Raw genomic sequence first — 26,317 nt, forward strand, 5'->3', positions numbered from 1 at the left:
CGGAGGGAGTAGGGACTGATCGGCGTGCTTGGGAGTTTCTTCGCACGCAGAGGGCCGCGGGAAAGTCTGCGTAATGAACGCTTGCAGAGGACGGCTCCCTCTCCCTCCGGGAGAGGGTTGGGGTGAGGGGAAAGAACTCGACCATGACTCACAAACTCACCTTCCGCTCGATCCCCCGAAAAGCTGCCCGCTCCCGCATCAGCTCAATGAGCTGCACATTGGAAAGCTCCGGTCGTTCCACCAGCAATGCCGCCAGATGCCCGCAAAAAGCCGCACACCCCAGGCTCGCCCCGGAACGCCCGCCAACCTTCACCGCCGCGCCAAAATCCGCCTGCGGACTATCCAGCCAGGACCACTCGCCTTCACCGCAGCGCGCATCACCCGTTACGCGAATCACACCCGGATAACCTGCCGGAAACACCGCTTCCCCCCGCGCCGGGCTGGACGCGCAAACGATCAGGCCGGCTTCGACCAGTTCCGCCACGGCATCACGCAGGATCGGCCGATCCTGGCGCACGCCCAGGCTCAGGTTGATCACCCGCACACCCTGCTCGCCGAGCCAGTGCAGCGCAGCGGCGATCTGCAGCGGGCTGGTCACGCCGCGTTCATCGAAGACCTGTGCGACAGACAGTCGGACACTCGGCGCATGGGAAAGAATGGCTTCGCAGACAGCGCTTCCGTGGCCAAGGGCATCCACCTGGGGTTCGCTTCCAGCATGGCCGGTGTCGGTGAGGAAGAAACGGCGCGCAGCGCTGACATTCGCTGACTGCGACTCGGCAAAACCGCTATCGACCACCCCGACCCGCAGCTCAGGCCTCATGTCGCTGCACCGGCTGCGCTGCGCGCACGCGCATCTGCCCGTCCTGCAATTCCAGGTACAGGTCGGCGGCGGCCAACGTGGAAGTACGGTGGCTGATCAGCAATCGCGTACGCCCGGCAAACAACTGGTCGATGGCCGCGATCACCTCGCGTTCGGTGCTCTCGTCCACCTGCGAAGTAGCCTCGTCCAGCACCAGGATCAGCGGGTCCTGCAGCAGCGCGCGGGCAATGGCGATGCGTTGCTTCTGCCCACCGGACAGCTGCTGGCCGCGCTCGCCCAGCGGGCTGTCGAGGCCTTCGGGCAGGCTGGCGATCAGGCTGTCCAGCTGTGCGGCGCGAGCGGCCTTCTCGATGGCCTCGCGGCTCGACTCGGGTGCGCTGTAGGCCAGGTTGTCGGCGAGGCTGCCGCGGAACAGCACGATGTCCTGGCTGACCACCGCCACGCGCCGGCGCAGGGCTTGCAGGTCGAGTTCGCGCAGGTCCACGCCGTCCAGCAGGATGCGCCCCTTGTCGGGGTCGTAGAAGCGTTGCAGCAAGTCGATCAAAGTGCTCTTGCCGACGCCTGATGGGCCGCTCAGCGCGACTTTCAGGCCGGCAGGAATCACCGCCTGTACGTCCAGCAAAACGGCTTGCGCACGGCCCGGCCAGGCGTAGCTCAGGTTCTCCAGGCGCAGCTCGCCAATCGCAGGCATGGCCCGTGGAGAGACCGGTGAAACGATGCTGGCCTCCTCGCCGCGCAGTTCCATCACCCGGCCAAGGCTGACCGTCATGCGCTGCAACGCGACATACAGGCCGAGCAGGCTCTGCACCGGCCCGATGGCCATGCCCAGGTACGTGGAAAAGGCGATCAGCGAACCCAGTTGCCAGGTGCCCTGCACCACCCAGTAGCCACCGACCAGGAAGGCGCAGGCGCGGGACAGCGACATCAGCGTGCCCGGCACGGCCTGGGTGAAGAACTCGGTGAGTTGCAGGCGCAGCAGCTGGCCCAGATAGCCCTGCCCCAGGCCTTCCAGGCGCCCGGCTTCGCGGTTCTGCTGGCCGGCGGACTGGATGAACTTCATTGCCGGCAGGGTCTCGACGAAGAACGACGAAAGGTCCGCCGAACGCTCGCGCAAACCGCGCGCCTCGCGCTCGACCTTGCGCCGCATCCAGCGCAGCCAGAGCACGTCCAGCGGAATCAGCAGCGCCACCAGCAGCGACAGTTTCCACGACAGGGTCAGCAACAGCACCAGCGCACCAACCAGGCCGATCACGCTGGAAACGGCGGAGAACAGCGAGTCCACGGCGAAGCGCTGGATTTCCGCGACATCGCCATCCAGCCGGGACATCAGGTCGCCGATGCGACGGCGGCCGAAGAAGCTCGGCGAAAGCGTCTGCAGGTGGCGGTACAACGCATCGCGCAAGGCGAACAGGATGCGCCCGGACAGCCGCGTGTGCAGGTAGCGGTTAAGGCCGGACAACGCCGTACCCGCCAGGCCGACGATGATCATCGCCACCGCCACCGTCACCAGCACCGGGAAGTTCTTCGCCAGCAAGCCGTCGTCGATCAGCGTCTTGGTCAGCCAGGGCTGCGCCAGCACCAGCAGGGATGCGCAGAACGACAACCCGAGCAGGCCGGCGATGGCCGCCTTGTGCGGCCTCACGAAGCCGTACAGCCAACGCAGCGAAGCCTTGAGCGCCTGGGGATCGTCGCTCTCGATCAGGCGGGTGAAGAACATCAGCCCACCTTGAGTTGCTTGAGCTTGCGGTACAGCGTGGCGCGGCTGATGCCCAGCGCATCGGCAGCGGCGGAAACGTTGCCCTGGTGGCGCTCCAGCGCCTGGCGGATCAACTCCAGTTCGTTCTCGCGGATGCTGCCGCTCTGCGGCCGCTCGCCAGCGGCGAGTTCGTCGAGAGTGCTGTCGGGCAGATGGTCGAGGCCAAGTTCCTCCTCGCCCTCCTCGCGCATGGCCAGCGCGGTGCGCAGGACCATCTCCAGCTGGCGGATGTTGCCCGGCCAATGGTATTCGCGCAGCAGGCCGAGCAGTTCGGCTGAAAGTTTCACCTTGGGTGCGCCCAGGCGTGCCAGTAGACCCCTGGCGAGCTCGGCGAGGTCGTCGCGTTCGCGCAGCGCCGGCAGCTTCACGCTGATGCCGTTGACGCGGTAGTAGAGGTCCTCGCGGAAGTGTTTCTCTTCCACCAGGCGCTTGAGGTCGCGGTGGGTGGCGCAGATCAGCGCGACGTCGATGTCCTGCTCTTCGCCGGCGCCCAGCGGCGCCACCTTGCGCTCCTGCAGTACGCGCAACAGCCGCGCCTGCAGGGCCAGGGGCATATCGCCGATTTCATCGAGGAACAGCGTGCCGCCGTGGGCCTGCTGCAGCCGTCCGACCATGCCGCCGCGCCGAGAGCCGGTAAAGGCGCCGTCGCGGTAGCCAAAGAGTTCGGACTCGATCAGGCCCTCGGGAATCGCCGCGCAGTTCACCGCGACGAAGGGCTTGTCGCTGCGCGCGCTGGCCTGGTGCAGGGCACGGGCCACCACTTCCTTGCCGCTGCCGGTTTCGCCCAGCAGCAGCACGGGCAGTTCGTTCACCAACCCCTGGCGCGCCATGCGCAGGGCACGGGCGTAGCGGGGGTGATTGCCGGCCAGAGCTTCGAGTTCGGGACCGGCCGCCGGGCGCGGTGCACGCGTACTGACCGGCACCGCATGGCTGCGCAGCGGCGCTTGCAGGGTCTTGTAGAACAGCTCGCCCTTGGGCGTCTGCAGGCTGCCCACGCCGCCCTGGTATAGCCGCGCGATGAGCTGCTCACCGCGCACGCCGAGGAAATCTTCACTGCGCCGGCCGACGAGGGCTTCGCGGTTGGCGCCGAGCAACTGGCAGGCCTGGCCGCTGACGGCCAGCACCTTGCCGTCCAGCCCCAGCGCCAGCAGGCCCTGCCAGGCGGAATCGAGGTACTGGCGGCGGTAATGGAAGGCGATCACCACCTGTCCCGGATGGCTGACGGCGAACAGCCGCGCCTCGATCTGGAACACCGCGAGGCTGAGCAGCGAGAGGCTTTCCCGCGGACCGGAAAGCGGCCCTTCGCGGGTCATGTCGAGCACACCGAGCAACGTGCCTTGCGGCCCCTCGATGGGCACCGAGGTGCAGGAGAAGCGGCTCAGGCGGTCGAGGAAGTGTTCGCCGCAGTCGATCTGCGTGGCGCGCTTTTCCACCAGCGCGGTGCCCAGGGCGTTGGTGCCGCGGGAAGCTTCACTCCAGCAGGCGCCCTGGACGATATCGGCCAGGCCCTTGCTCTGCATGCGCTCGCGCGCGCCTTCGACGGACAGGATGGTGGCGTCGGCGTTGGCCAGGATGATCACGCCGTCGTGGCCCTGGCGCTGCTGCAGGTAGTCGAGCTCGGGCGTGGCGGCGTCGAGCAGTAGGCGATTGCCGGCCAGCAGCACGTCGGGCTTCACCCGCGTGTCGAGGCCGTGCTCGGTGCCGCTGGCGCAGTCCAGGCCGTGGCCGAGGCTGCGTCGCCAGGAGGCGTCGATTTCCTCGCGGAGCACGCCGCTGGGCACTTCGCCCTCCTGCTGCAGGTGTTCACGGGCAAGGTGGGCTTCGCGCAACAGGTTGCTGCTTATTGTTCTTGTCGTCATGCATCGCTCCGGTAGGTTCCGCGCCCTCTTTCAGGGCACGGAACTCGCAGGCTGGTCAGGGCTGTGTACACCCGCCGGCGGCGTCCGTAAAGGGGAAGCCCCTGGTGGGAAAGGTTAGAGGCGACCACGAGGCAATTCCCGCGCCATCCACCTTTCCTACGCCGCCTGCGAGGTGTGTTGACAGTGACCCAAGGCAGGTTTACGTTAACGTAAAGGTAAACGACCGAGCAAGAAGATTCCCATGCCCACGACCTACACCATCTCCGAGCTGGCCCGCGAACTGGACGTCACCACCCGCGCCATCCGCTTCTACGAGGAGCAAGGCATGCTCAGCCCCGAGCGCCGTGGCCAGGAGCGCATCTACAGCGCCAAGGACCTGGTAGCCCTGAAGCTGATCCTGCGCGGCAAGCGCATCGGCTTCTCGCTGGCCGAGTGCAAGGAGCTGATCGACCTCTACGACCCCAGCAGCGGCAACACCAGGCAGCTGCAGACCTTCCTCGACAAGATCACCGCGCGCCGCGCGCAGCTTGAGCAACAGTTGCTCGACATCGAGCAGATGAAACTGGAACTGGACACGGCCGAGGAGCGCTGCCTGGCGGCCATGGCCGAGACCGACAAACCCCGCAAGCAGCGCGCCACGAGCTGATCTCGCCGCCCTGCCCGCTCTCTCATCCGCATATAAATACAAGTACAGGTGATTCCATGAGCTACCCCTCCCTCAACTTCGGCCTCGGCGAAACCATCGACATGCTGCGCGAGCAGGTGCAGGGCTTCGTCGCCAGCGAACTGGCCCCGCGCGCCGCGCAGATCGACGCCGACAACCTGTTCCCCATGGACATGTGGAAGAAGTTCGGCGACATGGGCCTGCTCGGCATCACCGTGGCGGAGGAATACGGCGGCGCCAACATGGGTTACCTGGCCCACGTCATCGCCATCGAGGAAATCAGCCGTGGCTCGGCGTCGGTCGGCCTGTCCTACGGGGCGCATTCCAACCTGTGCGTCAACCAGATCAAGCGCAACGGCAACGCCGAGCAGAAGGCTAAGTACCTGCCCAAACTGATCAGCGGCGAGCACATCGGCGCCCTGGCCATGAGCGAGCCCAACGCCGGCTCCGACGTGGTATCGATGAAGCTGCGCGCCGAGAAGCGCGGCGACCGCTTCGTCTTGAACGGCAGCAAGACCTGGATCACCAATGGCCCGGATGCCAACACCTATGTGATCTACGCCAAGACCGAACCGGAAAAAGGCGCCCACGGCATCACCGCGTTCATCGTCGAGCGCGACTGGAAAGGCTTCAGCCGTGGCAGCAAGTTCGACAAGCTGGGCATGCGCGGCTCGAACACCTGCGAGCTGTTCTTCGATGATGTGGAAGTGCCGGAAGAGAACGTGCTGGGCGCAGTCAACGGCGGCGTAAAGGTGCTGATGAGCGGCCTGGACTACGAGCGCGTGGTTCTTGCCGGCGGCCCGATCGGCATCATGCAGGCGTGCATGGACGTGATCGTTCCCTACATCCACGACCGCAAGCAGTTCGGCCAGAGCATCGGCGAGTTCCAGCTGATCCAGGGCAAGGTCGCCGACATGTACACCCAGCTCAACGCCAGCCGCGCCTATCTCTATGCCGTGGCCCAGGCCTGCGACCGTGGCGAAACCACCCGCAAGGACGCCGCCGGGGTGATCCTCTACACCGCCGAGCGCGCGACCCAGATGGCCCTGGACGCCATCCAGATACTTGGCGGCAACGGCTACATCAACGAGTTCCCCACCGGCCGCCTGCTGCGCGACGCCAAGCTCTACGAGATCGGCGCCGGCACCAGCGAAATCCGCCGCATGCTGATCGGCCGCGAGCTGTTCAACGAGACCCGCTGAGCAGCCTGAGAGCACCCTCACCCTAACCCTCTCCCGGAGGGTTAGGGAACTGAGCGGTGCCGGCTGAACCTTCAGCGTTCCGATTGCGCCCCCTCTCCCTCAGGAGCGGGGCGCGCAGCCAGGGTCGGGGTGAGAGAAAAGCCCCCGCACCGAGCTCAACCTGATGGAGCCCCCATGGCCATCCTGCACACCCAGATCAACCCGCGTTCCCCCGACTTCGCCGCCAACGCCGCGACCATGCTGGAGAACGTCCAGGACCTGCGCGCCGTCCTCGGCCGCGTCCATGAAGGCGGCGGCGCCGCCGCCCAGGCCAAGCACACTGCGCGCGGCAAGCTGCTGGTGCGCGAGCGCATCAACCGCCTGCTCGACGCCGGCTCCCCTTTCCTCGAAGTCTCCGCCCTCGCCGCCCATGAGGTGTACGGCGAAGACGTCGCCGCCGCCGGCGTGGTCGCCGGCATCGGCCGCGTGGAAGGCGTGGAATGCATGATCGTCGGCAACGACGCCACGGTAAAAGGTGGCAGCTACTACCCGCTGACCGTGAAGAAGCACCTGCGCGCCCAGACCATCGCCCAGCAGAACCGCCTGCCGTGCATCTACCTGGTGGACTCTGGCGGCGCCAACCTGCCGCGCCAGGACGAAGTCTTCCCCGACCGCGAGCACTTCGGCCGCATCTTCTTCAACCAGGCCAACATGAGCGCCCAGGGCATCCCGCAGATCGCCGTGGTGATGGGCTCCTGCACCGCCGGCGGCGCCTACGTGCCGGCGATGAGCGACGAGACCATCATGGTGCGCAACCAGGCCACCATCTTCCTCGCCGGCCCGCCGCTGGTGAAGGCCGCCACCGGTGAAGTGGTGAGCGCCGAGGACCTGGGCGGCGCCGACGTGCACTGCAAGACCTCCGGCGTGGCCGACCATTACGCCGAGGACGACGAGCACGCGCTGGCCATCGCCCGCCGCTGCATCGCCAACCTCAACTGGACCAAGCAGGGCCAGCTCAACACCCGCGCCCCGCGCGCGCCGCTGTACGCCGCCGACGAGCTGTACGGGGTCATTCCGGTGGACAGCAAGCAGCCCTTCGACGTGCGCGAGATCATCGCCCGCCTGGTCGACGGCAGCGAATTCGACGAGTTCAAGGCGCTGTTCGGCACCACCCTGGTGTGCGGCTTCGCCCACCTGCACGGCTACCCGGTGGCGATTCTCGCCAACAACGGCATCCTCTTCGCCGAGGCCGCGCAGAAAGGCGCGCACTTCATCGAACTGGCCTGCCAGCGCGGCATCCCGCTGGTGTTCCTGCAGAACATCACCGGCTTCATGGTCGGCCAGAAGTACGAGGCCGGCGGCATCGCCAAGCACGGCGCCAAGCTGGTCACCGCCGTGGCCTGCGCCCAGGTGCCGAAGTTCACCGTGATCATCGGCGGCAGCTTCGGCGCCGGTAACTACGGCATGTGCGGCCGCGCCTACGACCCGCGCTTCCTGTGGATGTGGCCCAACGCGCGGATCGGCGTGATGGGCGGCGAACAGGCTGCCGGCGTGCTGGCCCAGGTCAAGCGCGAGCAGGCCGAACGCGCAGGCTCTGCGCTGTCCGCCGAAGACGAGGCAAAGATCAAGGCACCGATCCTCGAGCAGTACGAGCGCCAGGGCCATCCCTACTATTCCAGCGCCCGCCTGTGGGACGACGGCGTGATCGACCCGGCGCAGACCCGCGACGTGCTCGGCCTCGCCCTCTCCGCCTCGCTCAACGCGCCTGTCGAAGCAACCCGCTTCGGCGTCTTCCGCATGTAAGGCCGCAGCCATGACCGACTATCAGACTTTCTCTTTTGAGAGCATCGAGCTCGATATCGACCCGCGCGGCGTCGCCAGCCTGTGGCTGAACCGCCCGGAGAAGAACAACGCCTTCAACGCACAGACCATCGCCGAGCTGATCCAGGCACTGGACACCGTGGCCAACGACGACCGCGTACGCCTCGTCGTGCTGCGCGGCCGTGGCCGCCACTTCTGCGGCGGTGCGGACCTGGCGTGGATGCAGGAGTCCGTGAAGCTGGACTACCAGGGCAACCTGAACGACGCCCAGCAACTCGCGGAGTTGCTCTACAACCTGCACCAACTGAAGAAGCCGACCCTCGCCATCGTCCAGGGCGCGGCGTTTGGCGGCGGTGTCGGACTGGCCGCCTGCTGCGACATGGTGCTGGCCGCCGAGGACGCGCAGTTCTGCCTGTCCGAAGTGCGCATCGGCCTGATCCCGGCCACCATCGGCCCCTTCGTCACCAAGGCCATCGGCCAGCGCGCCGCCACCCGCTACGCAATGACCGCCGAGCGCTTCAGCGGCATCCGCGCGCGAGAGTTGGGCCTGGTGGACGAAACCTATCCGGCGGCCGAACTGGACGACGAGGCCGAAGCGTGGATCGCCAACCTGCTGAACAACAGTCCGGCGGCCCTGGTCGCCTGCAAGGCGCTGTTCCACGAAATTGGCGCCGGTGATCTCAAGCCCGAATTGCGCCGCTACACCGAAGCCGCCATCGCCCGCATCCGCATCAGCCCCGAGGGGCAGGAAGGCCTGCGCGCCTTCCTGGAGAAGCGCAAGCCGGCCTGGCAGGAGCAAGTCTGATGAAGAAGATCGATACCCTGCTGATGGCCAACCGCGGCGAGATCGCCTGCCGCGTGATGCGCACCGCCAAGGCCCTGGGCCTGACCACCGTGGCCGTGCACAGCGCCACCGACCGCAATGCCCGCCACGTCGAAGAGGCGGACATCGCCATCGACCTGGGCGGCGCCAAACCGGCTGAAAGCTACCTGCGCGCTGACGCCGTGCTGGCCGCCGCGAAGGCCGCTGGTGCCCAGGCCATTCACCCTGGCTACGGCTTCCTCTCGGAGAACGCCGGCTTCGCCCGCGCCTGCGAAGAGGCCGGGCTGATTTTCCTCGGCCCGCCGGCCAGCGCCATCGACGCCATGGGCAGCAAGTCTGCGGCCAAGGCGCTGATGGAAACCGCCGGCGTACCGCTGGTGCCCGGCTACCACGGCGAGGCGCAGGACTACGCCACCTTCCAGCGCGAAGCGCAGCGCATTGGCTACCCGGTGCTGCTCAAGGCCGCCGCCGGTGGCGGTGGCAAAGGCATGAAGGTCGTCGAGCGCGAGGCCGAACTGGCCGAGGCGCTGGAATCCGCCCAGCGTGAAGCGCAGTCCGGTTTCGGCGATTCGCGCATGCTGGTGGAGAAATACCTGACCAAGCCGCGCCACGTGGAAATCCAGGTGTTCGCCGACCAGCACGGCCACTGCCTGTACCTCAACGAGCGCGACTGCTCGATCCAGCGCCGCCACCAGAAGGTGGTGGAAGAAGCGCCGGCACCCGGCCTCTCCGCCGAACTGCGCGCCGCCATGGGCGAGTCCGCTGTGCGCGCGGCCCAGGCCATCGGCTACGTCGGCGCCGGCACCGTGGAGTTCCTCTACGACGAAGGCAGCGGGCAGTTCTTCTTCATGGAAATGAACACCCGCCTGCAGGTGGAACATCCGGTCACCGAAGCCATCACCGGCCTCGACCTGGTCGCCTGGCAGATCCGCGTCGCCCGTGGCGAGCCGCTGCCGATCACCCAGGAACAGGTGCCGCTGAACGGCCATGCCATCGAAGTGCGCCTGTATGCCGAAGACCCCGAGGGCGGCTTCCTGCCCGCCAGCGGCCATCTGGCGCTGTACCGCGAACCCGCCGCCGGCCCCGGCCGCCGCACCGACAGCGGCATCCGCGAGGGCGACGACATCTCGCCGTTCTACGACCCGATGCTGGCCAAGCTGATCGCCTGGGGCGAGAACCGCGAGGAAGCGCGCCAGCGCCTGCTGTCGATGCTCGCCGAAACCGCCGTTGGCGGCTTCAAGACCAACCTGGCCTTCCTGCGCCGCGTGCTGGCCCATCCGGCCTTCGCCGACGGCGAGCTGGACACCGGCTTCATCGCCCGCTACCAGGACACCCTGCTGCCCGCTCCGACCGCACTGCCCGAGCGCTTCTGGCAACTGGCCGGCGAAGCCTGGGTGCAAAGCGAAGCCACCCGCGTGCGCGGCGACGACGCCCATTCGCCCTGGTCCGCCCAGAGCGGCTGGCGCAGCGGCCTGCCGGGCGAGACCGACCTGCACCTGCTGGCCAAGGGTGAGTCGCACGTGGTGCGCCTGCGCCATGCCGATGGGCAGCGCATCGCCCAGCTCGAGGGTCAGTGGCTGGATGTGAAGGACGGCGAGATTCGCCGCCGCCATCAGGTGATCCGCCGTGGCGACAGCCTCTATCTGGAGTGGAACGGTGAACTGGTCAACGTGCAGCGTTTCGACGCCATCGCCGAGGCCGAAGCCGCGCATTCGCACCAGGGCGGCCTGGGCGCGCCGATGAACGGCAGCATCGTGCGCATCCTGGTCGAACCGGGGCAGAGCGTCGAAGCCGGCGCCGCACTGGTGGTGCTCGAAGCGATGAAGATGGAACACAGCATTCGCGCGCCGCACGCCGGCGTGGTGAAATCGCTGTATTGCAGCGAGGGCGAACTGGTGTCCGAAGGCACCGCGCTGGTCGAACTGGAAGAAGCGCCGGCCTGACCCCGGCTCTTGTAGGGCGCATAACGCGCCAGCGTTATCCGCCACCAGGCAACGGCGCATAAAGCGTTCCGCTTTATGCGCCCTACTTGGCCGAAAGCTCCTGCGCCCTTCGCCCAAACCCAACGAGGACATTTCATGACACTGCCAACATCCGTCCGCCTGGTCGAAGTCGGCCCGCGCGACGGCCTGCAGAACGAGAAGCAACCCATCGCCGTCGCCGACAAGGTGCGCCTGGTCGATGACCTCACCGCCGCCGGCCTGGGCTACATCGAAGTCGGCAGTTTCGTGTCGCCCAAGTGGGTGCCGCAGATGGCCGGCTCGGCCGAAGTCTTCGCCGGCATCCGGCAGAAGGCCGGCGTCACCTACGCAGCCCTGGCGCCGAACCTGAAGGGCTTCGAAGCCGCGCTGGAGTCCCAGGTGAAGGAAGTCGCGGTATTCGCCGCCGCCTCCGAGGCCTTCTCGCAGAAGAACATCAACTGCTCGATCAAGGAGAGCCTGGAGCGCTTCGTCCCGGTGATGGAAGCGGCACGCCAGCACGGCGTGCGCGTGCGCGGCTATGTCTCGTGCGTGCTCGGCTGCCCCTACCAGGGTGAAGTGGACGCAGAGCAGGTCGCCGCCGTCGCCGCGGAACTGCACGCCATGGGCTGCTACGAAGTCTCCCTGGGCGACACCATCGGCGTCGGCACCGCCGGCGCCACCCGGCACATGTTCGACGTCGTCGGCCAACGCGTGCCGCGCGCGCAACTGGCCGGGCACTTCCACGACACCTATGGCCAGGCGACGGCGAACATCTACGCCAGCCTCCTGGAAGGCATTGCGGTGTTCGACAGCTCGGTCGCCGGCCTGGGCGGCTGCCCCTACGCCAAGGGCGCCACCGGCAACGTCGCCACCGAGGACGTGCTCTACCTGCTGGGCGGCCTGGGCATCCACACCGGCGTCGACCTGGACCAGCTGATCGATGCTGGCCAACGCATCTGCGCGGTGCTGGACAAGCCCAACGGCTCGCGGGTGGCCAAGGCGCAACTGTCCAAGCGCTGACGTCGACCGATCCTACAAGAGCCCCTCACCCTAACCCTCTCCCAAAGGGAGAGGGAACCGTTCGGCGCCGGCTGACACCAATGTGTCAGCCGGCACGGACTGCCCCCTCTCCTCGGGGAGAGGGCTGGGGTGAGGGGGAGCCGGTGACGCCGATTCACGGGGCTGCTCGCCGGCACACTCCCAGAACGTAGGGCGCCTGAAGCAGCGCGCTTCATCCAGCGCCGAGCCATCGGCGGATAACGCCTGTGGCGTTATTCGCCCTACCGGCTGACCTGATCTTCGCATCCCGGTACAGTGCGCCCTCTGCCCTCCCCGCGCACGGCCTGACCATGACCGACACCCACAGCCTCAAGGACTACCCCAGCGTCCGCCAACTGGCGATCCGCTCGCTGTTCGAGATCTTCGAGCAGTTCAGCGAGGGCACGGTGATCGTCGACCGCGAGGCGCGGATCGTCTGGATCAACCAGCGCTATGCGCAGCGCTTCGGCCTGGACAGTGCCGAGCAGGCCGTCGGCCGCCCGGTAGAACAGGTGATCCCCGGCAGCCTGATGCGCGAAGTGGTCAGCAGCGGCCGGCCGATGCTGCTGGACATCCTCGACATGGCCAAGGACCCGCTGGTGGTCATGCGCGTGCCGATCCGCGACGATGCGGGCGAGGTCATCGGAGGCATCGGCTTCGCCCTGTTCGACGAACTGCGTGCGCTGTCGCCCCTGCTCACCCGCTACCAGCGCATGCAGGCCGAGCTGGCCTCGACCCGTTCGCTGCTGCAGGCGCGCCAGGCGAAGTACAGCTTCGGCCACTTCATCGGCACCAGCCCGGCCAGCCTGGAAGTGAAGCGCCGCGCCCGCCGGGGTGCCGCCAGCGAGGCACCGATCCTGTTGCTGGGCGAGACCGGCACCGGCAAGGAACTGCTGGCCCACGCCATCCACGCGACCTCGCCACGCGCCGACAAACCCTTCGTCAGCCTCAACGCCGCCGCCATTCCCGAGTCCCTGCTGGAAGCCGAGTTCTTCGGTACCGCGCCGGGCGCCTTCACCGGTGCCGACCGCAAGGGCCGCGCCGGCAAGCTGCAGATCGCCCAGGGCGGCACGCTGTTCCTCGACGAGATTGGTGACATGCCGCTGACCTTGCAGAGCAAACTGCTACGGGTGCTACAGGAGAAGGAGTTCGAACCGGTCGGCTCGAACGAAGTCCTGCGCAGCGACATCCGCCTGATCGCCGCCACCTCCATCGACCTCGCTGCGGCCGTGCGCGAGGGACGTTTCCGCGCCGACCTGTTCTACCGCATCAACGTCCTGCCCATCGAGATTCCGCCGCTGCGCGAGCGCCTGGAGGATTTGCCGGCGCTGTGCGAAGCCATCCTCGACGGCCTGCGCGACGACCGCCAGACACTTTATGAACTGAACACCGATGGCCTCGCCCTACTCGCCCGGCACTCCTGGCCGGGCAACGTGCGCGAGCTGCGCAACCTGCTGGAGCGCACCGTGCTGCTGGGTGATCGCCCGCAGATCGACGCCGCCGCGCTGCGTTCGGCACTGGGCGAGTTGCAGCCACTGCCCGTCGCCTCGACGACACCGGGAACCCGTCTGGCCGAGGGGCAGGACTTCTACGCAGCACGGGATGCCTTCGAGCGCGAACTGATTGCCAACACCCTGGCCGAGCATGCCGGCAACGTCGATGCGGCCGCACAACGCCTGGGCCTGGGGCGCTCGACGCTGTACAAGAAAATGGCAGCGCTGGGCCTTCAGTCCTGAAAAAGAGACAAGTCTCAAAAAAGAGACAAACACTCCAAACTCTTGAGTGATGGGCCCCAGGCGATTCAATCCGTCGCCTTGTCTCCAGTTAGAGACAAACCGCTTCTCCCAATCCACGAAAATCTCAAAATAAGACTTATAAATCAAATAGTTACAATCCTGGCACGGTCCTGGCTATGTCGCCTCTCGCGGCCTTCGCGCCGCACAGCCGACATAACAACAATCAACGCTGCCCGAACGCGAACAGACCCCAGCGGACACCACGGCTAGTCCCGCTTCGCATACGGCGCCGCGCCAGGAGATCACCCGATGAGCCGCTCCACGCTCAATCATGCCGCCGTCATCACCGCCCTCGGTTCCACCCTCGCCCTTTCGCCCCAGGCCTTCGCCGAATTCCTTGCCGACAGCAAGGCCAGCGTCGAGTTGCGCAACTTCTACTTCAACCGCGACTTCCGCCAGGACAACGCCGCGCAATCCAAGCAGGACGAGTGGGCGCAGGGCTTCCTGCTGCGCTACGAATCCGGCTTCACCGAAGGCACCATCGGCGTGGGCGTCGATGCTATCGGTCTACTGGGCCTAAAGCTGGACTCCAGCCCCGACCGCGCCGGGTCCGGCCTGCTGCCGCGCGACAAGGACAAGGTCAACGGCGCGCCGGACGACTACAGCGAACTGGGCCTGACCGCCAAGCTGCGCGCCTCGAAGAGCACGCTGAAGATCGGCACCCTGCTGCCCAAGCTGCCCACCGTGCTGGCCAACGATTCGCGCCTGCTGCCACAGACCTTCGAAGGTGCGCACCTGAATTCCGCCGAGTTCGCCGGCCTGACCTTCGACGGCGGCCGCCTGCGCCAGGTGAGCCAGCGCGACTCGTCCAACCGCGAGGACATGACAGTCACCAGTGGCAGCGCGCGCGGCATCGTCGCCACCGACACCAGCGACCAGTTCGACTTCGCCGGCCTCAGCTACAAGTGGACGCCGCAACTCACCACCGGCTACAGCTACGCCAAGCTCGACGGGCTCTACGACCAGCACATCGTCAACCTGGTGCACGTACTGCCCATCGCCGCCGGCCAGTCACTGAAGACCGACCTGCGCTACGCCCGCTCCGACGACGACGGCCACAGCAACGTCGACAACCGCGCCTTCGGCGCCATGCTCACCTACACCCTCGGCGGCCACGGCTTCGGCGCCGGCTACCAGAAGATGAGTGGCGACACCGGCTTCGCCTACATCGGCGGCACCGACGCCTTCCTGGTCAACTTCGTGCAGATCGGCGACTTCGCCAACCGCGACGAGAAATCCTGGCAGGCGCGCTACGACTATGACTTTGCCGCCCTTGGCGTGCCCGGTCTGACCTTCATGACGCGCTACCTGTCCGGCGACAACATCGAACTGGGCGCCGGCAAGCCCGAAGGCAAGGAGTGGGAGCGCGACACCGACATCGGCTACGTGGTGCAGAACGGGCCGCTGAAGAACTTCGGCGTGAAGTGGCGCAATGCGACAGTTCGTTCCAGCCACTTCGGCAACGACCTCGACGAAAACCGCCTGATCCTCAGCTACGTGCTGCCGCTGTGGTGATCATCTGAGCGTCAGGCAATCCCACTACAACAAGAACGACGCGCGGCCCGGAGCCGCGCGACAACTGGAGATACTTCGATGAGCGTGGTCATCGCCCTCGCGGCCCTCGCCCTGCTGATGCTCGCCGCCTACCGCGGCTACAGCGTGATCCTCTTCGCCCCCATCGCCGCGCTGCTGGCAGTGCTGCTCACCGACCCTTCCGCCGTGGCACCGGCCTTCACCGACGTGTTCATGGAGAAGATGGTCGGCTTCGTCAAACTCTACTTCCCGGTGTTCCTGCTCGGTGCGGTGTTCGGCAAGCTGATCGAGCTGTCGGGCTTCTCGCGCTCCATCGTCGCCGCGGCCATCCGCCTGCTCGGCACCCGCCAGGCGATGCTGGTGATCGTGCTGGTCTGCGCCCTGCTCACCTACGGCGGCGTGTCACTGTTCGTGGTGGTGTTCGCGGTCTATCCGTTCGCCGCCGAGATGTTCCGCCAGAGCAATATCCCCAAGCGACTGATCCCGGCGACCATCGCCCTGGGCGCCTTCAGCTTCACCATGGACGCCCTGCCCGGCACCCCGCAGATCCAGAACATCATCCCCACTGCCTTCTTCAACACCACCGGCTGGGCCGCGCCCTGGCTGGGGGTGATCGGCAGCCTGTTCGTGTTCACCGTGGGCATGCTGTTCCTCCGCCGCCAGGCCGGCAAGGCGCGCGCGGCCGGTGAAGGCTACGGCAACGAACTGCGCAACGAGCCGGAAACCGCGGACGACATCCGATTGCCCAACCCGCTGCTGGCGCTCTCGCCGCTGGTGCTGGTGGGCGTCGCCAACCTGCTGTTCACCCACTGGATTCCCCAGGTCTACGGCAAGACCCACAGCCTGCAACTGGCCGGCATGGCCGCGCCGGTGGCCAGCGATGTGGCCAAGCTGACCGGCATCTGGGCGGTGCAGGCGGCGCTGCTGCTGGGCATCCTGCTGGTGCTGGTGACCAGCTTCGCGGTGATTCGCAGCAAGATCGCCGAGGGCAGCAAGACCGCTGTTTCCGGCGCGCTGCTGGCGGCCATGAACACGGCTTCGGAATACGGCTTCGGCGCGGTGATCGCCTCGCTGCCGGGCTTCCTGGTACTGGCCGACGCACTGAAGAAGATTCCCGATCCGCTGGTCAATGAGGCCATCACCGTCACCACCCTGGCCGGCATCACCGGCTCGGCGTCCGGCGGTATGAGCATCGCGCTGGCGGCCATGTCCGAACAGTTCATCGCTGCCGCCCAGGCCGCCAACATCCCGCTGGAAGTATTGCACCGGGTGGCGGCCATGGCCTCCGGCGGCATGGACACCCTGCCGCACAACGGCGCGGTCATCACCCTGCTCGCGGTCACCGGCCTGACCCACCGCGAAGCCTACAAGGACATCTTCGCCATCACACTGATCAAGACCCTCGCGGTGTTCGTGGTGATAAGCACCTTCTACGCCACCGGCATCGTCTGAGAATCCGCTTGTGGCTAGCTGCGCGTCGGCATAACTGCGTCAAAAGCAGGCGATGACTGCTCATTGACTACACGTCAACTCCGCGTCCTCGCCTGCTTTTTCCTTGTTCTGCTCTAGCTCGCAAGGCCACAAACGAATTCTGGGTATTCCAATGTTTTGATAGTCGCAGCGATGCGGCTAACCCGTTCCAGAGGAGATTTGCATGACACTCAAGGGCAAGACCGCACTGGTCACCGGCTCCACCAGCGGCATCGGCCTGGGCATCGCTGCGCGCCTGGCCCAGGCGGGCGCCAATGTGGTGGTCAACGGCTTCGGCGACATCGACGCGGCCGTGCGCGAGCTGTCGGTGCACGGCACGCGCATCGGGCACCAAGGTGCGGACATGGCACAACCCGAGCAGATCGCCGAGATGATCGCCTACGTCGAGCGCGAGTTCGGCGGCCCCGACATCCTGGTCAACAACGCCGGCATCCAGCACGTCGCGGCGCTGGAAGACTTCCCCGTGGAGCGCTGGAACGCGATCCTCGCCATCAACCTCTCCTCGGTGTTCCACACCACCCGCCTGGCGCTACCGGGCATGCGCCAGCGCGGCTGGGGGCGCATCCTCAACATCGCCTCGACCCACGGCCTGGTCGCCTCCGCCGGCAAGAGCGCCTACGTGGCCGCCAAGCACGGGGTGATCGGCCTGACCAAGACCACCGCCCTGGAAACCGCCACCACGGCCATCACCTGCAACGCCATCTGTCCCGGTTGGGTGCTGACGCCGCTGGTACAACAGCAGATCGACGCGCGTATCGCCGCCGGCGCCAGCCCCGAACAGGCGCGCCACGACCTACTGGCGGAGAAGCAGCCGTCGCTGGACTTCGTCACCGCCGACCAGCTCGGCGAGCTGGCGCTATTCTTGTGTTCTGAAGCTGCCGCCCAGGTCCGCGGCGCCGCCTGGAACATGGATGGCGGCTGGGTCGCCCAGTGACTTGAGGGTTCTTGCGGCGCTTCGTGACATGCTGCGCAGGCACCGTTCGTCGGCGGTGCCTTCCGTCCCACACGAATCAGTTGGAGTCGTAGTCGATGAACCAGGCGCTCTGGAGCCCCTCCCCCGAACGCATCGCCGCCACCCGCATGGACGCCTTCCGGCGCAAGGTAGCGCAGCAGCACGGCCTTGACCTGCCCGATTACGCCGCCCTGCACGCCTGGAGCATCGCCGAGCGCGAGGCCTTCTGGCTGGCCATCGTCGACAGCTTCGACGTGCAATTCCACGAGGCGCCCACGGCGGTCCTCGAGGAAGGCCCGGAAATGCCCGATGCGCGTTGGTTCCCCGGCGCCACCCTGAACTTCGCCGAACACCTGCTGCGCCGCCGCGACCACAAGCCGGCGTTGATCGCCGTCAGCGAGGATGAACAGCGCGAAGTGCTCAGCCACGCCGAACTGGCCGCCCAGGTCGCCGGCCTGCAGCGCGCCCTGCGCGAAGCCGGCGTGGGCGTCGGCGACCGCGTCGCGGCCTTCATGCCCAACACCTGGCAGACCGTGGTCGGCATGCTCGCCACCACCAGCCTGGGCGCCACCTGGTCGAGCTGTTCGCCGGACTTCGGCACCCAGGGCGTGATCGACCGTTTCGGTCAGATCGAACCCAAGGTGCTGATCGCCTGCGCCGGCTACCGCTACGCCGGCAAGGTGCTGGACCTGACCGCCAAGCTCAACGAAATCCTCGCCCAGTTGCCGAGCCTCGAACAGTTGCTGATCGTCCCCTACGCCAACGGCCATGCGCGCCGCACGGACTTCCAGACGCCGGCGCGGGTCAGCCTCTGGCAGGACTTCTTCCACAGCGGCGGCGAGCCCGTATTCACCCCGGTGCCCTTCGACCACCCGCTGTACATCCTCTACTCCTCCGGCACCACCGGCGTACCCAAGTGCATCGTCCACGGCACCGGCGGCGTGCTGCTGCAACACCTGAAGGAACACGGCCTGCACGTCGACCTGGGGCAGGACGACACGCTGTTCTACTACACCACCTGCGGCTGGATGATGTGGAATTGGCTGGTCTCCGGCCTGGCCGTCGGCGCCACGCTGGTGCTCTACGACGGCTCGCCCTTCCACCCCGGCCCCGAGCGCCTGATGGACCTGATCGATGCGGAACACATCAGTGTCTTCGGCACCAGCGCCAAGTACATCGCGGCGCTGGAGAAAGCCAATGTGCGCCCGCGCCTGACCCACTCGCTGGAGCGTCTGAAGACGCTCCTCTCCACGGGTTCACCGCTGGCCCACGAGAGCTTCGACTACGTCTACCGCGAGGTGAAACCCGACCTTTGCCTGTCGTCGATTTCCGGCGGCACCGACATCGTTTCCTGCTTCGCCATCGGCAATCCGACTGCGCCGGTCTGGCGCGGGGAAATCCAGTGCAAGGCGCTGGGCATGGCAGTTGAGGTCTGGGACGAGACGGGTAAAGCGGTGCACGGTGAAAAGGGCGAGCTGGTCTGCGTGAAGCACTTCCCATCGATCCCGGTGGGTTTCTGGAACGACGAAAACGACGAGAAATTCCACGAGGCCTACTTCGCCACCTTCCCCGGCGTGTGGGCCCACGGCGACTACGCCGAAGAAACCGAGCACGGCGGCCTGGTGATCCATGGTCGTTCGGATGCCGTGCTCAACCCCGGCGGCGTGCGCATCGGCACCGCGGAAATATACCGCCAGGTGGAAAAGGTCGAGCAGGTACTGGAATCCATCGCCATCGGTCAGGACTGGCAGGGCGACGTGCGCGTGGTGCTGTTCGTGCGCCTGCGCGACGGCGTGGAACTGGACGAGACACTGCAGGAGCGCATCCGCCAGACCATCCGCAGCAACACCACCCCGCGCCACGTGCCGGCGAAGATTCTCGCGGTCACCGACATCCCGCGCACCATCAGCGGCAAGATCGTCGAACTGGCGGTGCGTAATGTGGTGCACGGCCGGCCGGTGAAGAACACCGATGCGCTGGCCAATCCGCAGGCGCTGGAGTTGTTCAGGGATCGCAAGGAGCTGGAGAGCTGAGTCTCTCCAGAGTCGTGGGAGCGGCTCTTGATCTCATGGGAGCGGAGTTTCTCCGCGAGACTTCCCCGCTCGGACTATCGCAGGGTCGTAGGGCGGACGAGCATCAGCCAATCAGGCACCGCCCGGATGCGTGGTCCGGGCGGCGCTGAATCAGGCGTCGTCCAGCGACTCGGTACCCAGCTCGTCCCACACCGCCTCGGCGAGGTGGAAGGTGGCGTTGGCAGCGGGGATGCCGCAGTAGATAGCGCTCTGCAGCAGCACTTCCTTGATCTCTTCGCGGGTCACTCCATTATTGCGCGCGGCGCGCAGGTGCAGCGTGAGTTCGCCCTCGCGGTTCATGCCGATCAGCATGGCGATGGTGATCAGGCTGCGGGTGTGGCGCGGCAGGCCGGGGCGGGTCCAGATGTCACCCCAGGCGTGGCGGGTGATCATTTCCTGGAACTCTTCGTTGAAGGCGTTGCGCTTGGCCAGGCTGCGGTCGACGTGGGCATCGCCGAGTACCGCGCGACGCACCTGCATGCCGGCTTCGTAGCGTTCTTTTTCGTCCATCTCAAACTCCAAATCGGAACCTTGTAGGAGCGAGCAATTACGCGCGCAGGAAGGAAAGCACGCGCTGGCTGAAGGCATCCCCCGCCTGCACGTTGGACAGGTGCGCGGCGCGGAACTCCACCAGCTCGGCGCCGGGAATGCGCGCCTGCAGGAAGCGGCCGTCCTCGGTAGTGGTCACCGGGTCGACTGAGCCGCAGACCACCAGGGTCGGCGCGGTGATCGCACCGATCTCGCCACGGAAATCGGCATCACGCACGGCTGCGCAGTTGGCCGCATAACCTTCCGGCGACGTCTGCGCCAGCATGCCGACGATGGGCTCCACCTTGCCCGGCTCAGCCTCGGCAAAGTCAGCGGTGAACCAGCGCGAGATCGACGCGTCACGCAGGTTGCGCATGGCCTCGGCACCGCCGCTGAGTACGGTCTCGATGCGCGAGTTCCAGACTTCCGGGGTGCCGATCTTCGCGGCGGTATTGCACAGCACCAGCCGCGAGAGGCGCTCCGGCGCATGGATGCCCAGCCACTGACCGATCAGGCCGCCCATGGACAGACCACAGAAATGCGCGCGCGGAATGTCCAGCGCGTCCAGCAGCGCCAGCACGTCGCGGCCGTTCTGCTCGACGCTGTAGGGGCCGGGGGTGACCAGCGAAGCGCCGTGGCCACGGGTGTCATAGCGCAGCACGCGGAAGTGTTCGGCGAAGGCCGCGACCTGCGCGTCCCACATGTGCAGGTCGGTGCCCAGGGAGTTGGACAGCACCAGCACCGGCGCACCGGCCGGGCCGTCCAGTTGGTAGTTCAGGTCGCCATCGGCGAGACGTACGGCAGGCATGCAAGGCTCCTATCGGGATTCTTTGCGCAAGGAAAGTTCTTGGTGTTCGGCCAGCGCGCGTTCGACCCAGCGGCGCGCCTGACCCAGGTAATGGGCAGGATCGAGCAGTCGATCCAGCTCCTCGGCATTCAGTTGTGCAGTGACCTCGGCATTGGCGCCGAGCACCACGCGCAGGTGCGCGCCCTCCTTCACCGCCTGCTTGCAGCACTTTTCCACCAGGTGGTGCGCGGCATCACGGCCGATACGCTGGGCCAGGGCGATGCTCACTGCTTCGGCGAGCACCAGGCCGCGGGTCAGGTCGAGGTTGGCGAGCATGCGCTCGGCGTCGACTTCCAGGCCCGGCACGAGGGACAGCGCCTGTTGCAGGGCACCCGAGACGAGGCAACACAGCTCCGGCAGGCTTTCCCACTCGGCGTGCCACAGGCCAAGGCTGCGCTCGTGTTCCTGGGGCATGGCGGCGAATAGCGTCGAGACCAGCCCCGGCGCACGGGTGGCCGCACCGATCAGCACGGCAGCGCCCACCGGATTGCGCTTGTGCGGCATGGTGGAGGAACCACCCTTGCCCGGCGCGGATGGCTCGAAGACTTCGCCGGCTTCGGTCTGCATCAGCAGGCTGAGGTCGCGGCCCAGTTTGCCGAGGCTGCCGGCGATCAGGCCGAGCAGGCTGGCAAACTCCACCAGACGGTCGCGCTGGGTGTGCCAGGGTTGCTCGGGCAGTTGCAGGTCCAGCTCTTCAGCCAACGTCTCAGCCACGGCAAAGCCCTTCTCACCCAATGCGGCGAGGCTGCCGGAAGCGCCGCCGAACTGCAGGCAGAGCAGGCGCGGCTTGAGTTCATCCAGGCGTTGGCGGTGGCGGGTGATCGCGCCCAGCCAACCGGCGATCTTCATGCCAAGGGTGACCGGCGTGGCATGTTGCAGCCACGTGCGGCCGACCATGGGCGTACCGGCGTGGGCTTGTGCTTGAGCGACGAGCGCGTCGGCCAGTCGAGCGAGATCACTCTCCAGAAGCTCGATGGCAGCACGCAGTTGCAGGACCAGTCCGGAGTCCATGACGTCCTGGCTGGTGGCGCCCAGATGCACGTAGCGCTCGGCCTCGGCGTCCTCAGCGGCGATGCGCTTGCCCAGCGCCTTCACCAGCGGGATCGCGGAATTGCCGGCGCTGCAGATGGCCTGGGCCAGTGCCTCGAAATCGTAGAGCTCGGCACGACAGGCAGCGGTGATGGGTGCCACCGCGTTCGCCGGGATCACGCCAACGCGGGCCTCGGCACGAGCCAGGGCGGCCTCGAAGTCGAGCATGCCCTGCACCCGGCCGTGGTCGCTGAAGATCGCGCGCATGGCGGGCTGGGTGAAGTAGGCGTCGAACAGAAGGTTGGTGCTCACGAGGCAGCTCCGGAGATCGGCGGGCGTTGTCGGGACAGTATGGCGCGTTGGGCGGCCCTCACCCCAGCCCTCTCCCAGAGGGAGAGGGAGCCGTTCGCAGTGAGAAGATATTCCGCCATGCATCCTGACACTTCAGGATGCGCACGCAATCACCGCCATGACGGACAATCCCCTCTCCCTCCGGGAGAGGGTTAGGGTGAGGGGCTCTTGGGATCACACCCGCTCAACCACCAGCGCCACACCCTGCCCTACGCCCACGCACATGGTGCACAGACCGAGCCTGCCGCCCGTCTTCTGCAACTGATGCACAGCAGTGAGCACCAGCCGTGCACCGCTGGCGCCCAGCGGATGCCCAAGGGCGATGGCGCCGCCGTTGGGGTTCACCCGCGCATCGTCATCGGCGACGCCAAGTTCACGGGTCACCGCCAGGCCCTGCGCGGCGAAGGCTTCGTTCAGCTCGATGACGTCGAGCTGATCCATCGACAGATTCAGGCGCTCCAGCAGCTTGCGCACCGCCGGCACCGGGCCGATGCCCATCACCCGCGGGGCGACGCCGGCGCTGGCCATGCCGAGCACTTTCGCACGCGGTGTCAGGCCGTGTTTCTTCACCGCTTCAGCACTGGCGAGAATCAGCGCCACAGCGCCGTCGTTGACGCCCGAGGCGTTGCCGGCGGTGACGGTCTTGCCTTCGCCGTTGACCGGCTTGAGCTTGGCCAGCGCTTCCAGCGTAGTGTCCGGGCGCGGGTGTTCGTCGGTGTCGACGACGGTTTCGCCCTTGCGACCCTTGATCACCACCGGGACGATTTCCTCGGCGAAGTAACCGGAAGCCTGGGCGACGCCGGCGCGCTGCTGGCTGCGCAGGGAGAAGGCGTCCTGGTCGGCGCGGTTGACGTTGTAATCGTCGGCCACGTTGTCGGCGGTCTGCGGCATCGCGTCCACGCCGTACTGCGCCTTCATCAGCGGGTTGATGAAGCGCCAGCCGATGGTGGTGTCCTCGATCTTCTGCCCACGGCCAAAGGCGCTGTCGGCCTTGCCCATCACGTAGGGCGCGCGGGACATGGACTCCACGCCACCGGCGATGACCAGTTCGGCCTCGCCGCTGGCGATGGCGCGGAAGGCGGTGCCCACCGCGTCCAGGCCCGAGGCGCAGAGACGGTTGAGGGTCACGCCCGGCACGCTCTCCGGCAGGCCCGCCAGCAGCAGCGCCATGCGCGCGACGTTGCGGTTGTCCTCGCCGGCCTGGTTGGCGCAGCCGAGGTAGACCTCGTCCAGCGCGGCCCAGTCGACCTGCGGATTGCGCTCCACCAGCGCCTTCACCGGCACGGCGGCGAGGTCGTCGGCGCGCACACCGGCCAGCGCGCCGCCGAAGCGGCCGATGGGCGTGCGCACCGCGTCACAGATGAAGACCTCGCGGCTCATTCCTCACCTCCCTGCTGACCATGGGCGGCAGCGGTGCGGGCCTCCAGGGCGCGCAGGGCTTCCAATTCGACCTCGGTCGGCGCGACGGTTTCGCTCACCTGCTCGGCGAAGCGAATCGCCCAGCCAGTTGCTTCCACGACCTGCTCGCGGGTCACGCCCGGGTGCAGCGAGGTGACGATGAATTCGTTGCTGCCGGCTTCCGGTTCCATGATGCACAGGTCGGTGATGATCGCCACCGGGCCTTTTCCAGGAAGGCCCAATTGCTGGCGGTGGTCGCCGCCCTCGCCGAAGCCGACCGAGGTGATGAAGGCCAGCTTGTCGACGAAGGTGCGGTGGGACTGCTTCAGGATGATCAGCACTTCCTTGGCGGAACCGGCGATTTCCGGCGCGCCGCCGGCGCCGGGCAGGCGCACTTTCGGCTTGTTGTAGTCGCCGATGACGGTGGTGTTGATATTGCCGAAGCGATCGACCTGGGCCGCGCCGAGGAAGCCGACGTCGATGCGCCCGCCCTGCAGCCAGTAACGGAAGATTTCGCCGGTGGGCACCACGGTGTCGGCGGTTTCGGCCAGCTCGCCGTCACCGATGGACAGCGGCAGCACGCTGGGCTTGGCACCGATGGGGCCGGATTCATAGATCAGGACCACGTCCGGCGAGGCAGTCAGACGCGCGAGGTTGGCAGCCTTGGACGGCAGGCCGATGCCGACGAAGCAGACGGCGCCGTTCTTCAGGCGGCGGGCGGCGGCCACGGTCATCATTTCATTGGTGCTGTAGGCGCTCATTACTTGGCCTCCGCGAGCTTGGTACGAAACTCGCTGAAATCTTTCGTGCCACGGATGTAGGTATCGATCCAGGCGTTGAAGGTGTCGCGGTCGCGGGCGATCGGGTCCCAGGCCTGGTAGAAGCGGTTGTCGCGCTCGGAGTAACCGTGGGCGTAGGACGGGTGCGAGCCGCCGGGCACCAGGCAGACGGCGGACAGCGCCCAGGTCGGCAGCACGCAGGAGTTCATCGGCGCGTTCAGGTCGTCGACGATTTCTTCCACGGTGACGATGCAGCGCTTGGCGGCCAGTGCGGCTTCCTTCTGCACACCGAGGATGCCCCACAGCAGCACGTTGCCCTTGCGGTCGGCCTTCTGCGCGTGAATAACGGTGACGTCCGGGCGTACCGAAGGCACGGCAGCCAGTTGCTCGCCGGTGAACGGGCAGTTGATGAACTTGATGTTCGGGTTGACCTTCGGCAGGTCGGAGCCGGCATAAGCGCGCAGCACCGCGAACGGCAGACCCGAGGCACCGGCGACGTAGGAGTTGGCCAAGTCGGCGTGGCTGTGCTCGTCGATCTCCAGCTCGCGCGGCCAGCCCTTCTCCACCGCGTCACGCAGGCGATGCAGTGAACCGACGCCAGGGTTGCCGCCCCAGGAGAAGGTCAGCTTGCGTACGCAGCCGGCACCGATCAGCAGGTCGTAGACCAGATCCGGCGTCATGCGGACCAGGTGCAGATCTTTCTTGCCCTGGCGAATCAGCTCGTGGGAGGCGGCGGTCGGGATCAGGTGGGTGAAGCCTTCGAGGGCGACGGTATCGCCGTCGTTGACGAAGCGCTCGACCGCTTCGCGGAGAGTCAGGAGTTCAGCCATGGTCGGTCTCGTTGTAGGGGTGGTGCAGGTGGGAAAAAGGTACCGCCGGGGGGATGGGCAAACAATGCGATAATCGACTATTGGTGCGAATATCGAACACTTCTCTTAGGGGACTAACGGCTGCGCTGCGAGTGAGGATTGCCATTTGAGCGAGTGCGCGGGAGGCGCAGCCCCCTGCAGGAGGGAGCTTGCTCGCGAACCCGCCCGGCGCCGGAGCAGCCGGAGAATCCGTTCGCGAGCAAGGACTGGGCGTACCCTCGGTCCTACCCGGTCAGGCCTCCTGCAGCGCGCGAGGACGATTGCTGCGGTCTTCGGCTCCGGCAGCGACGGCCCGCTGCAGCTGGAAATCGAACTCGATCTCGGCGAAGCGCCCTTCCACACCGCGCGCCTTGGCCGCCGCCGCGTCCTCGACGAAACGCACCTCGCCGATCAGCCCGTCGCGGGTGGCATAGGCGAAGTCGTCCCACAGGTACTGGTCGCCGGCGAGATTGATCTGTGTGGTCAGGTGGCGATGGCCCGGCGCGGAGATGAAGAAGTGGATGTGCGCCGGGCGCTGGCCGTGGCGGCCCAGTTGATTGAGCAGCTCCTGGGTCGGACCGTCCGGCGGGCAGCCGTAGCCGCTGGGCACGATGCTGCGCGCCTGGTAGCGGCCTTCGGCGTCGGTGACGATGCGCCGGCGCAGGTTGTACTCGGACTGGGTACTGTCGAAATACGAGTAGGTGCCCTTGGTGTTGGCGTGCCAGAGGTCGACCACCGCGCCGGCCAGCGGCTTGCCGTCGAGGTCGAAC

General features: G+C 66.9%; 20 protein-coding genes and 1 pseudogene. 11 read left to right on the forward strand and 10 right to left on the reverse strand.

Going from position 1 to position 26,317, the window contains the following annotated elements:
* Positions 1–148 precede the first annotated feature (148 nt).
* Genes qhpE through PNI01S_RS26795 form a run of 3 tightly spaced genes read right to left on the reverse strand, consistent with a single transcriptional unit; the run spans position 149 to position 4,435 of the window.
* On the reverse strand, positions 149–820 hold the full coding sequence (qhpE, locus tag PNI01S_RS26785) for a subtilisin-like serine protease QhpE (RefSeq protein ID WP_024765593.1): 672 nt from the start codon (positions 818–820) through the stop codon (positions 149–151).
* The gene (locus tag PNI01S_RS26790) at positions 810–2,537 is read right to left on the reverse strand and encodes an ABC transporter ATP-binding protein (protein ID WP_037008782.1); all 1,728 of its coding nucleotides are present in this window, start codon (positions 2,535–2,537) and stop codon (positions 810–812) included. Before PNI01S_RS26790 ends, qhpE begins: the two co-directional genes overlap by 11 nt.
* Complete coding sequence (locus PNI01S_RS26795; RefSeq protein WP_084359756.1) at positions 2,537–4,435, reverse strand: sigma-54-dependent Fis family transcriptional regulator; 1,899 nt, start codon at positions 4,433–4,435, stop codon at positions 2,537–2,539. The genes PNI01S_RS26790 and PNI01S_RS26795 overlap by 1 nt, the downstream gene beginning before the upstream one ends.
* A gap of 241 nt (positions 4,436–4,676) precedes the next feature.
* On the opposite strand from PNI01S_RS26795, the gene PNI01S_RS26800 reads away from it, so the two are divergent.
* From PNI01S_RS26800 to PNI01S_RS26850, 11 genes and pseudogenes are all read left to right on the forward strand, one after another.
* Positions 4,677–5,081, forward strand: coding sequence for a MerR family transcriptional regulator (locus tag PNI01S_RS26800; RefSeq protein ID WP_024765595.1), 405 nt, complete (start codon positions 4,677–4,679; stop codon positions 5,079–5,081).
* A gap of 56 nt (positions 5,082–5,137) precedes the next feature.
* The gene (locus tag PNI01S_RS26805; RefSeq protein ID WP_024765596.1) at positions 5,138–6,301 is read left to right on the forward strand and encodes an isovaleryl-CoA dehydrogenase; all 1,164 of its coding nucleotides are present in this window, start codon (positions 5,138–5,140) and stop codon (positions 6,299–6,301) included.
* Positions 6,302–6,475: 174 nt separating this feature from the next.
* The gene (locus PNI01S_RS26810) at positions 6,476–8,083 is read left to right on the forward strand and encodes a carboxyl transferase domain-containing protein (RefSeq protein WP_084359757.1); all 1,608 of its coding nucleotides are present in this window, start codon (positions 6,476–6,478) and stop codon (positions 8,081–8,083) included.
* A gap of 10 nt (positions 8,084–8,093) precedes the next feature.
* On the forward strand, positions 8,094–8,906 hold the full coding sequence (locus PNI01S_RS26815) for a gamma-carboxygeranoyl-CoA hydratase (RefSeq protein WP_084359758.1): 813 nt from the start codon (positions 8,094–8,096) through the stop codon (positions 8,904–8,906).
* Positions 8,906–10,867 (forward strand): acetyl/propionyl/methylcrotonyl-CoA carboxylase subunit alpha, encoded by a 1,962-nt coding sequence (locus PNI01S_RS26820; RefSeq protein WP_084359759.1) that lies wholly within the window; start codon positions 8,906–8,908, stop codon positions 10,865–10,867. Before PNI01S_RS26815 ends, PNI01S_RS26820 begins: the two co-directional genes overlap by 1 nt.
* A 135-nt stretch (positions 10,868–11,002) precedes the next feature.
* Positions 11,003–11,905, forward strand: a complete 903-nt coding sequence (locus PNI01S_RS26825; RefSeq protein WP_037018116.1) for a hydroxymethylglutaryl-CoA lyase — start codon at positions 11,003–11,005, stop codon at positions 11,903–11,905.
* Positions 11,906–12,234: 329 nt separating this feature from the next.
* Positions 12,235–13,705 (forward strand): annotated as a pseudogene (locus tag PNI01S_RS26830) (sigma-54 interaction domain-containing protein).
* 263 nt (positions 13,706–13,968) lie between these two features.
* Positions 13,969–15,234: an OprD family porin gene (locus tag PNI01S_RS26835; RefSeq protein ID WP_084359761.1), complete on the forward strand. Its 1,266-nt coding sequence runs from the start codon at positions 13,969–13,971 to the stop codon at positions 15,232–15,234.
* Positions 15,235–15,312: 78 nt separating this feature from the next.
* Entirely contained in the window at positions 15,313–16,704 is a 1,392-nt protein-coding gene (locus PNI01S_RS26840; RefSeq protein ID WP_084359762.1) for a GntP family permease, read from the forward strand.
* Between the two features lie 202 nt (positions 16,705–16,906).
* Positions 16,907–17,677: a 3-hydroxybutyrate dehydrogenase gene (locus PNI01S_RS26845; RefSeq protein ID WP_084359763.1), complete on the forward strand. Its 771-nt coding sequence runs from the start codon at positions 16,907–16,909 to the stop codon at positions 17,675–17,677.
* A 95-nt stretch (positions 17,678–17,772) separates the two neighbouring features.
* The gene (locus tag PNI01S_RS26850; RefSeq protein WP_084359764.1) at positions 17,773–19,728 is read left to right on the forward strand and encodes an acetoacetate--CoA ligase; all 1,956 of its coding nucleotides are present in this window, start codon (positions 17,773–17,775) and stop codon (positions 19,726–19,728) included.
* A gap of 150 nt (positions 19,729–19,878) precedes the next feature.
* On the opposite strand, the gene pcaC is transcribed toward PNI01S_RS26850, so the two are convergent.
* From pcaC to PNI01S_RS26885, 7 genes are all read right to left on the reverse strand, one after another.
* Complete coding sequence (pcaC, locus tag PNI01S_RS26855; protein WP_024765605.1) at positions 19,879–20,277, reverse strand: 4-carboxymuconolactone decarboxylase; 399 nt, start codon at positions 20,275–20,277, stop codon at positions 19,879–19,881.
* Positions 20,278–20,314: 37 nt separating this feature from the next.
* A complete protein-coding gene (gene pcaD, locus PNI01S_RS26860; RefSeq protein WP_084359765.1) occupies positions 20,315–21,103 on the reverse strand; it encodes a 3-oxoadipate enol-lactonase in 789 nt (262 codons plus the stop codon).
* Between the two features lie 9 nt (positions 21,104–21,112).
* Positions 21,113–22,483, reverse strand: a complete 1,371-nt coding sequence (locus PNI01S_RS26865; protein ID WP_084359766.1) for a 3-carboxy-cis,cis-muconate cycloisomerase — start codon at positions 22,481–22,483, stop codon at positions 21,113–21,115.
* Between the two features lie 213 nt (positions 22,484–22,696).
* The gene (gene pcaF / locus PNI01S_RS26870) at positions 22,697–23,902 is read right to left on the reverse strand and encodes a 3-oxoadipyl-CoA thiolase (protein WP_084359767.1); all 1,206 of its coding nucleotides are present in this window, start codon (positions 23,900–23,902) and stop codon (positions 22,697–22,699) included.
* A complete protein-coding gene (locus PNI01S_RS26875) occupies positions 23,899–24,681 on the reverse strand; it encodes a CoA-transferase subunit beta (protein ID WP_024767506.1) in 783 nt (260 codons plus the stop codon). The genes pcaF and PNI01S_RS26875 overlap by 4 nt, the downstream gene beginning before the upstream one ends.
* Positions 24,681–25,529, reverse strand: coding sequence for a CoA transferase subunit A (locus tag PNI01S_RS26880; RefSeq protein ID WP_038803149.1), 849 nt, complete (start codon positions 25,527–25,529; stop codon positions 24,681–24,683). The genes PNI01S_RS26875 and PNI01S_RS26880 overlap by 1 nt, the downstream gene beginning before the upstream one ends.
* A 271-nt stretch (positions 25,530–25,800) precedes the next feature.
* Positions 25,801–26,317: dioxygenase family protein (locus PNI01S_RS26885; RefSeq protein WP_439958241.1), on the reverse strand; the 517-nt coding region annotated here is incomplete at its 5' end.

This window comes from Pseudomonas nitroreducens NBRC 12694, from assembly GCF_002091755.1.
Lineage (GTDB): Bacteria > Pseudomonadota > Gammaproteobacteria > Pseudomonadales > Pseudomonadaceae > Pseudomonas > Pseudomonas nitroreducens.

Bases quoted from the DNA above. Each gene is read 5' to 3' on its own strand.
- qhpE (WP_024765593.1), bottom strand. From the start codon at position 820: ATGAGGCCTGAGCTGCGGGTCGGGGTGGTCGATAGCGGTTTTGCCGAG.
- PNI01S_RS26790 (WP_037008782.1), bottom strand. From the start codon at position 2,537: ATGTTCTTCACCCGCCTGATCGAGAGCGACGATCCCCAGGCGCTCAAG.
- PNI01S_RS26795 (WP_084359756.1), bottom strand. From the start codon at position 4,435: ATGACGACAAGAACAATAAGCAGCAACCTGTTGCGCGAAGCCCACCTT.
- PNI01S_RS26800 (WP_024765595.1), top strand. From the start codon at position 4,677: ATGCCCACGACCTACACCATCTCCGAGCTGGCCCGCGAACTGGACGTC.
- PNI01S_RS26805 (WP_024765596.1), top strand. From the start codon at position 5,138: ATGAGCTACCCCTCCCTCAACTTCGGCCTCGGCGAAACCATCGACATG.
- PNI01S_RS26810 (WP_084359757.1), top strand. From the start codon at position 6,476: ATGGCCATCCTGCACACCCAGATCAACCCGCGTTCCCCCGACTTCGCC.
- PNI01S_RS26815 (WP_084359758.1), top strand. From the start codon at position 8,094: ATGACCGACTATCAGACTTTCTCTTTTGAGAGCATCGAGCTCGATATC.
- PNI01S_RS26820 (WP_084359759.1), top strand. From the start codon at position 8,906: ATGAAGAAGATCGATACCCTGCTGATGGCCAACCGCGGCGAGATCGCC.
- PNI01S_RS26825 (WP_037018116.1), top strand. From the start codon at position 11,003: ATGACACTGCCAACATCCGTCCGCCTGGTCGAAGTCGGCCCGCGCGAC.
- PNI01S_RS26835 (WP_084359761.1), top strand. From the start codon at position 13,969: ATGAGCCGCTCCACGCTCAATCATGCCGCCGTCATCACCGCCCTCGGT.
- PNI01S_RS26840 (WP_084359762.1), top strand. From the start codon at position 15,313: ATGAGCGTGGTCATCGCCCTCGCGGCCCTCGCCCTGCTGATGCTCGCC.
- PNI01S_RS26845 (WP_084359763.1), top strand. From the start codon at position 16,907: ATGACACTCAAGGGCAAGACCGCACTGGTCACCGGCTCCACCAGCGGC.
- PNI01S_RS26850 (WP_084359764.1), top strand. From the start codon at position 17,773: ATGAACCAGGCGCTCTGGAGCCCCTCCCCCGAACGCATCGCCGCCACC.
- pcaC (WP_024765605.1), bottom strand. From the start codon at position 20,277: ATGGACGAAAAAGAACGCTACGAAGCCGGCATGCAGGTGCGTCGCGCG.
- pcaD (WP_084359765.1), bottom strand. From the start codon at position 21,103: ATGCCTGCCGTACGTCTCGCCGATGGCGACCTGAACTACCAACTGGAC.
- pcaF (WP_084359767.1), bottom strand. From the start codon at position 23,902: ATGAGCCGCGAGGTCTTCATCTGTGACGCGGTGCGCACGCCCATCGGC.
- PNI01S_RS26875 (WP_024767506.1), bottom strand. From the start codon at position 24,681: ATGAGCGCCTACAGCACCAATGAAATGATGACCGTGGCCGCCGCCCGC.
- PNI01S_RS26880 (WP_038803149.1), bottom strand. From the start codon at position 25,529: ATGGCTGAACTCCTGACTCTCCGCGAAGCGGTCGAGCGCTTCGTCAAC.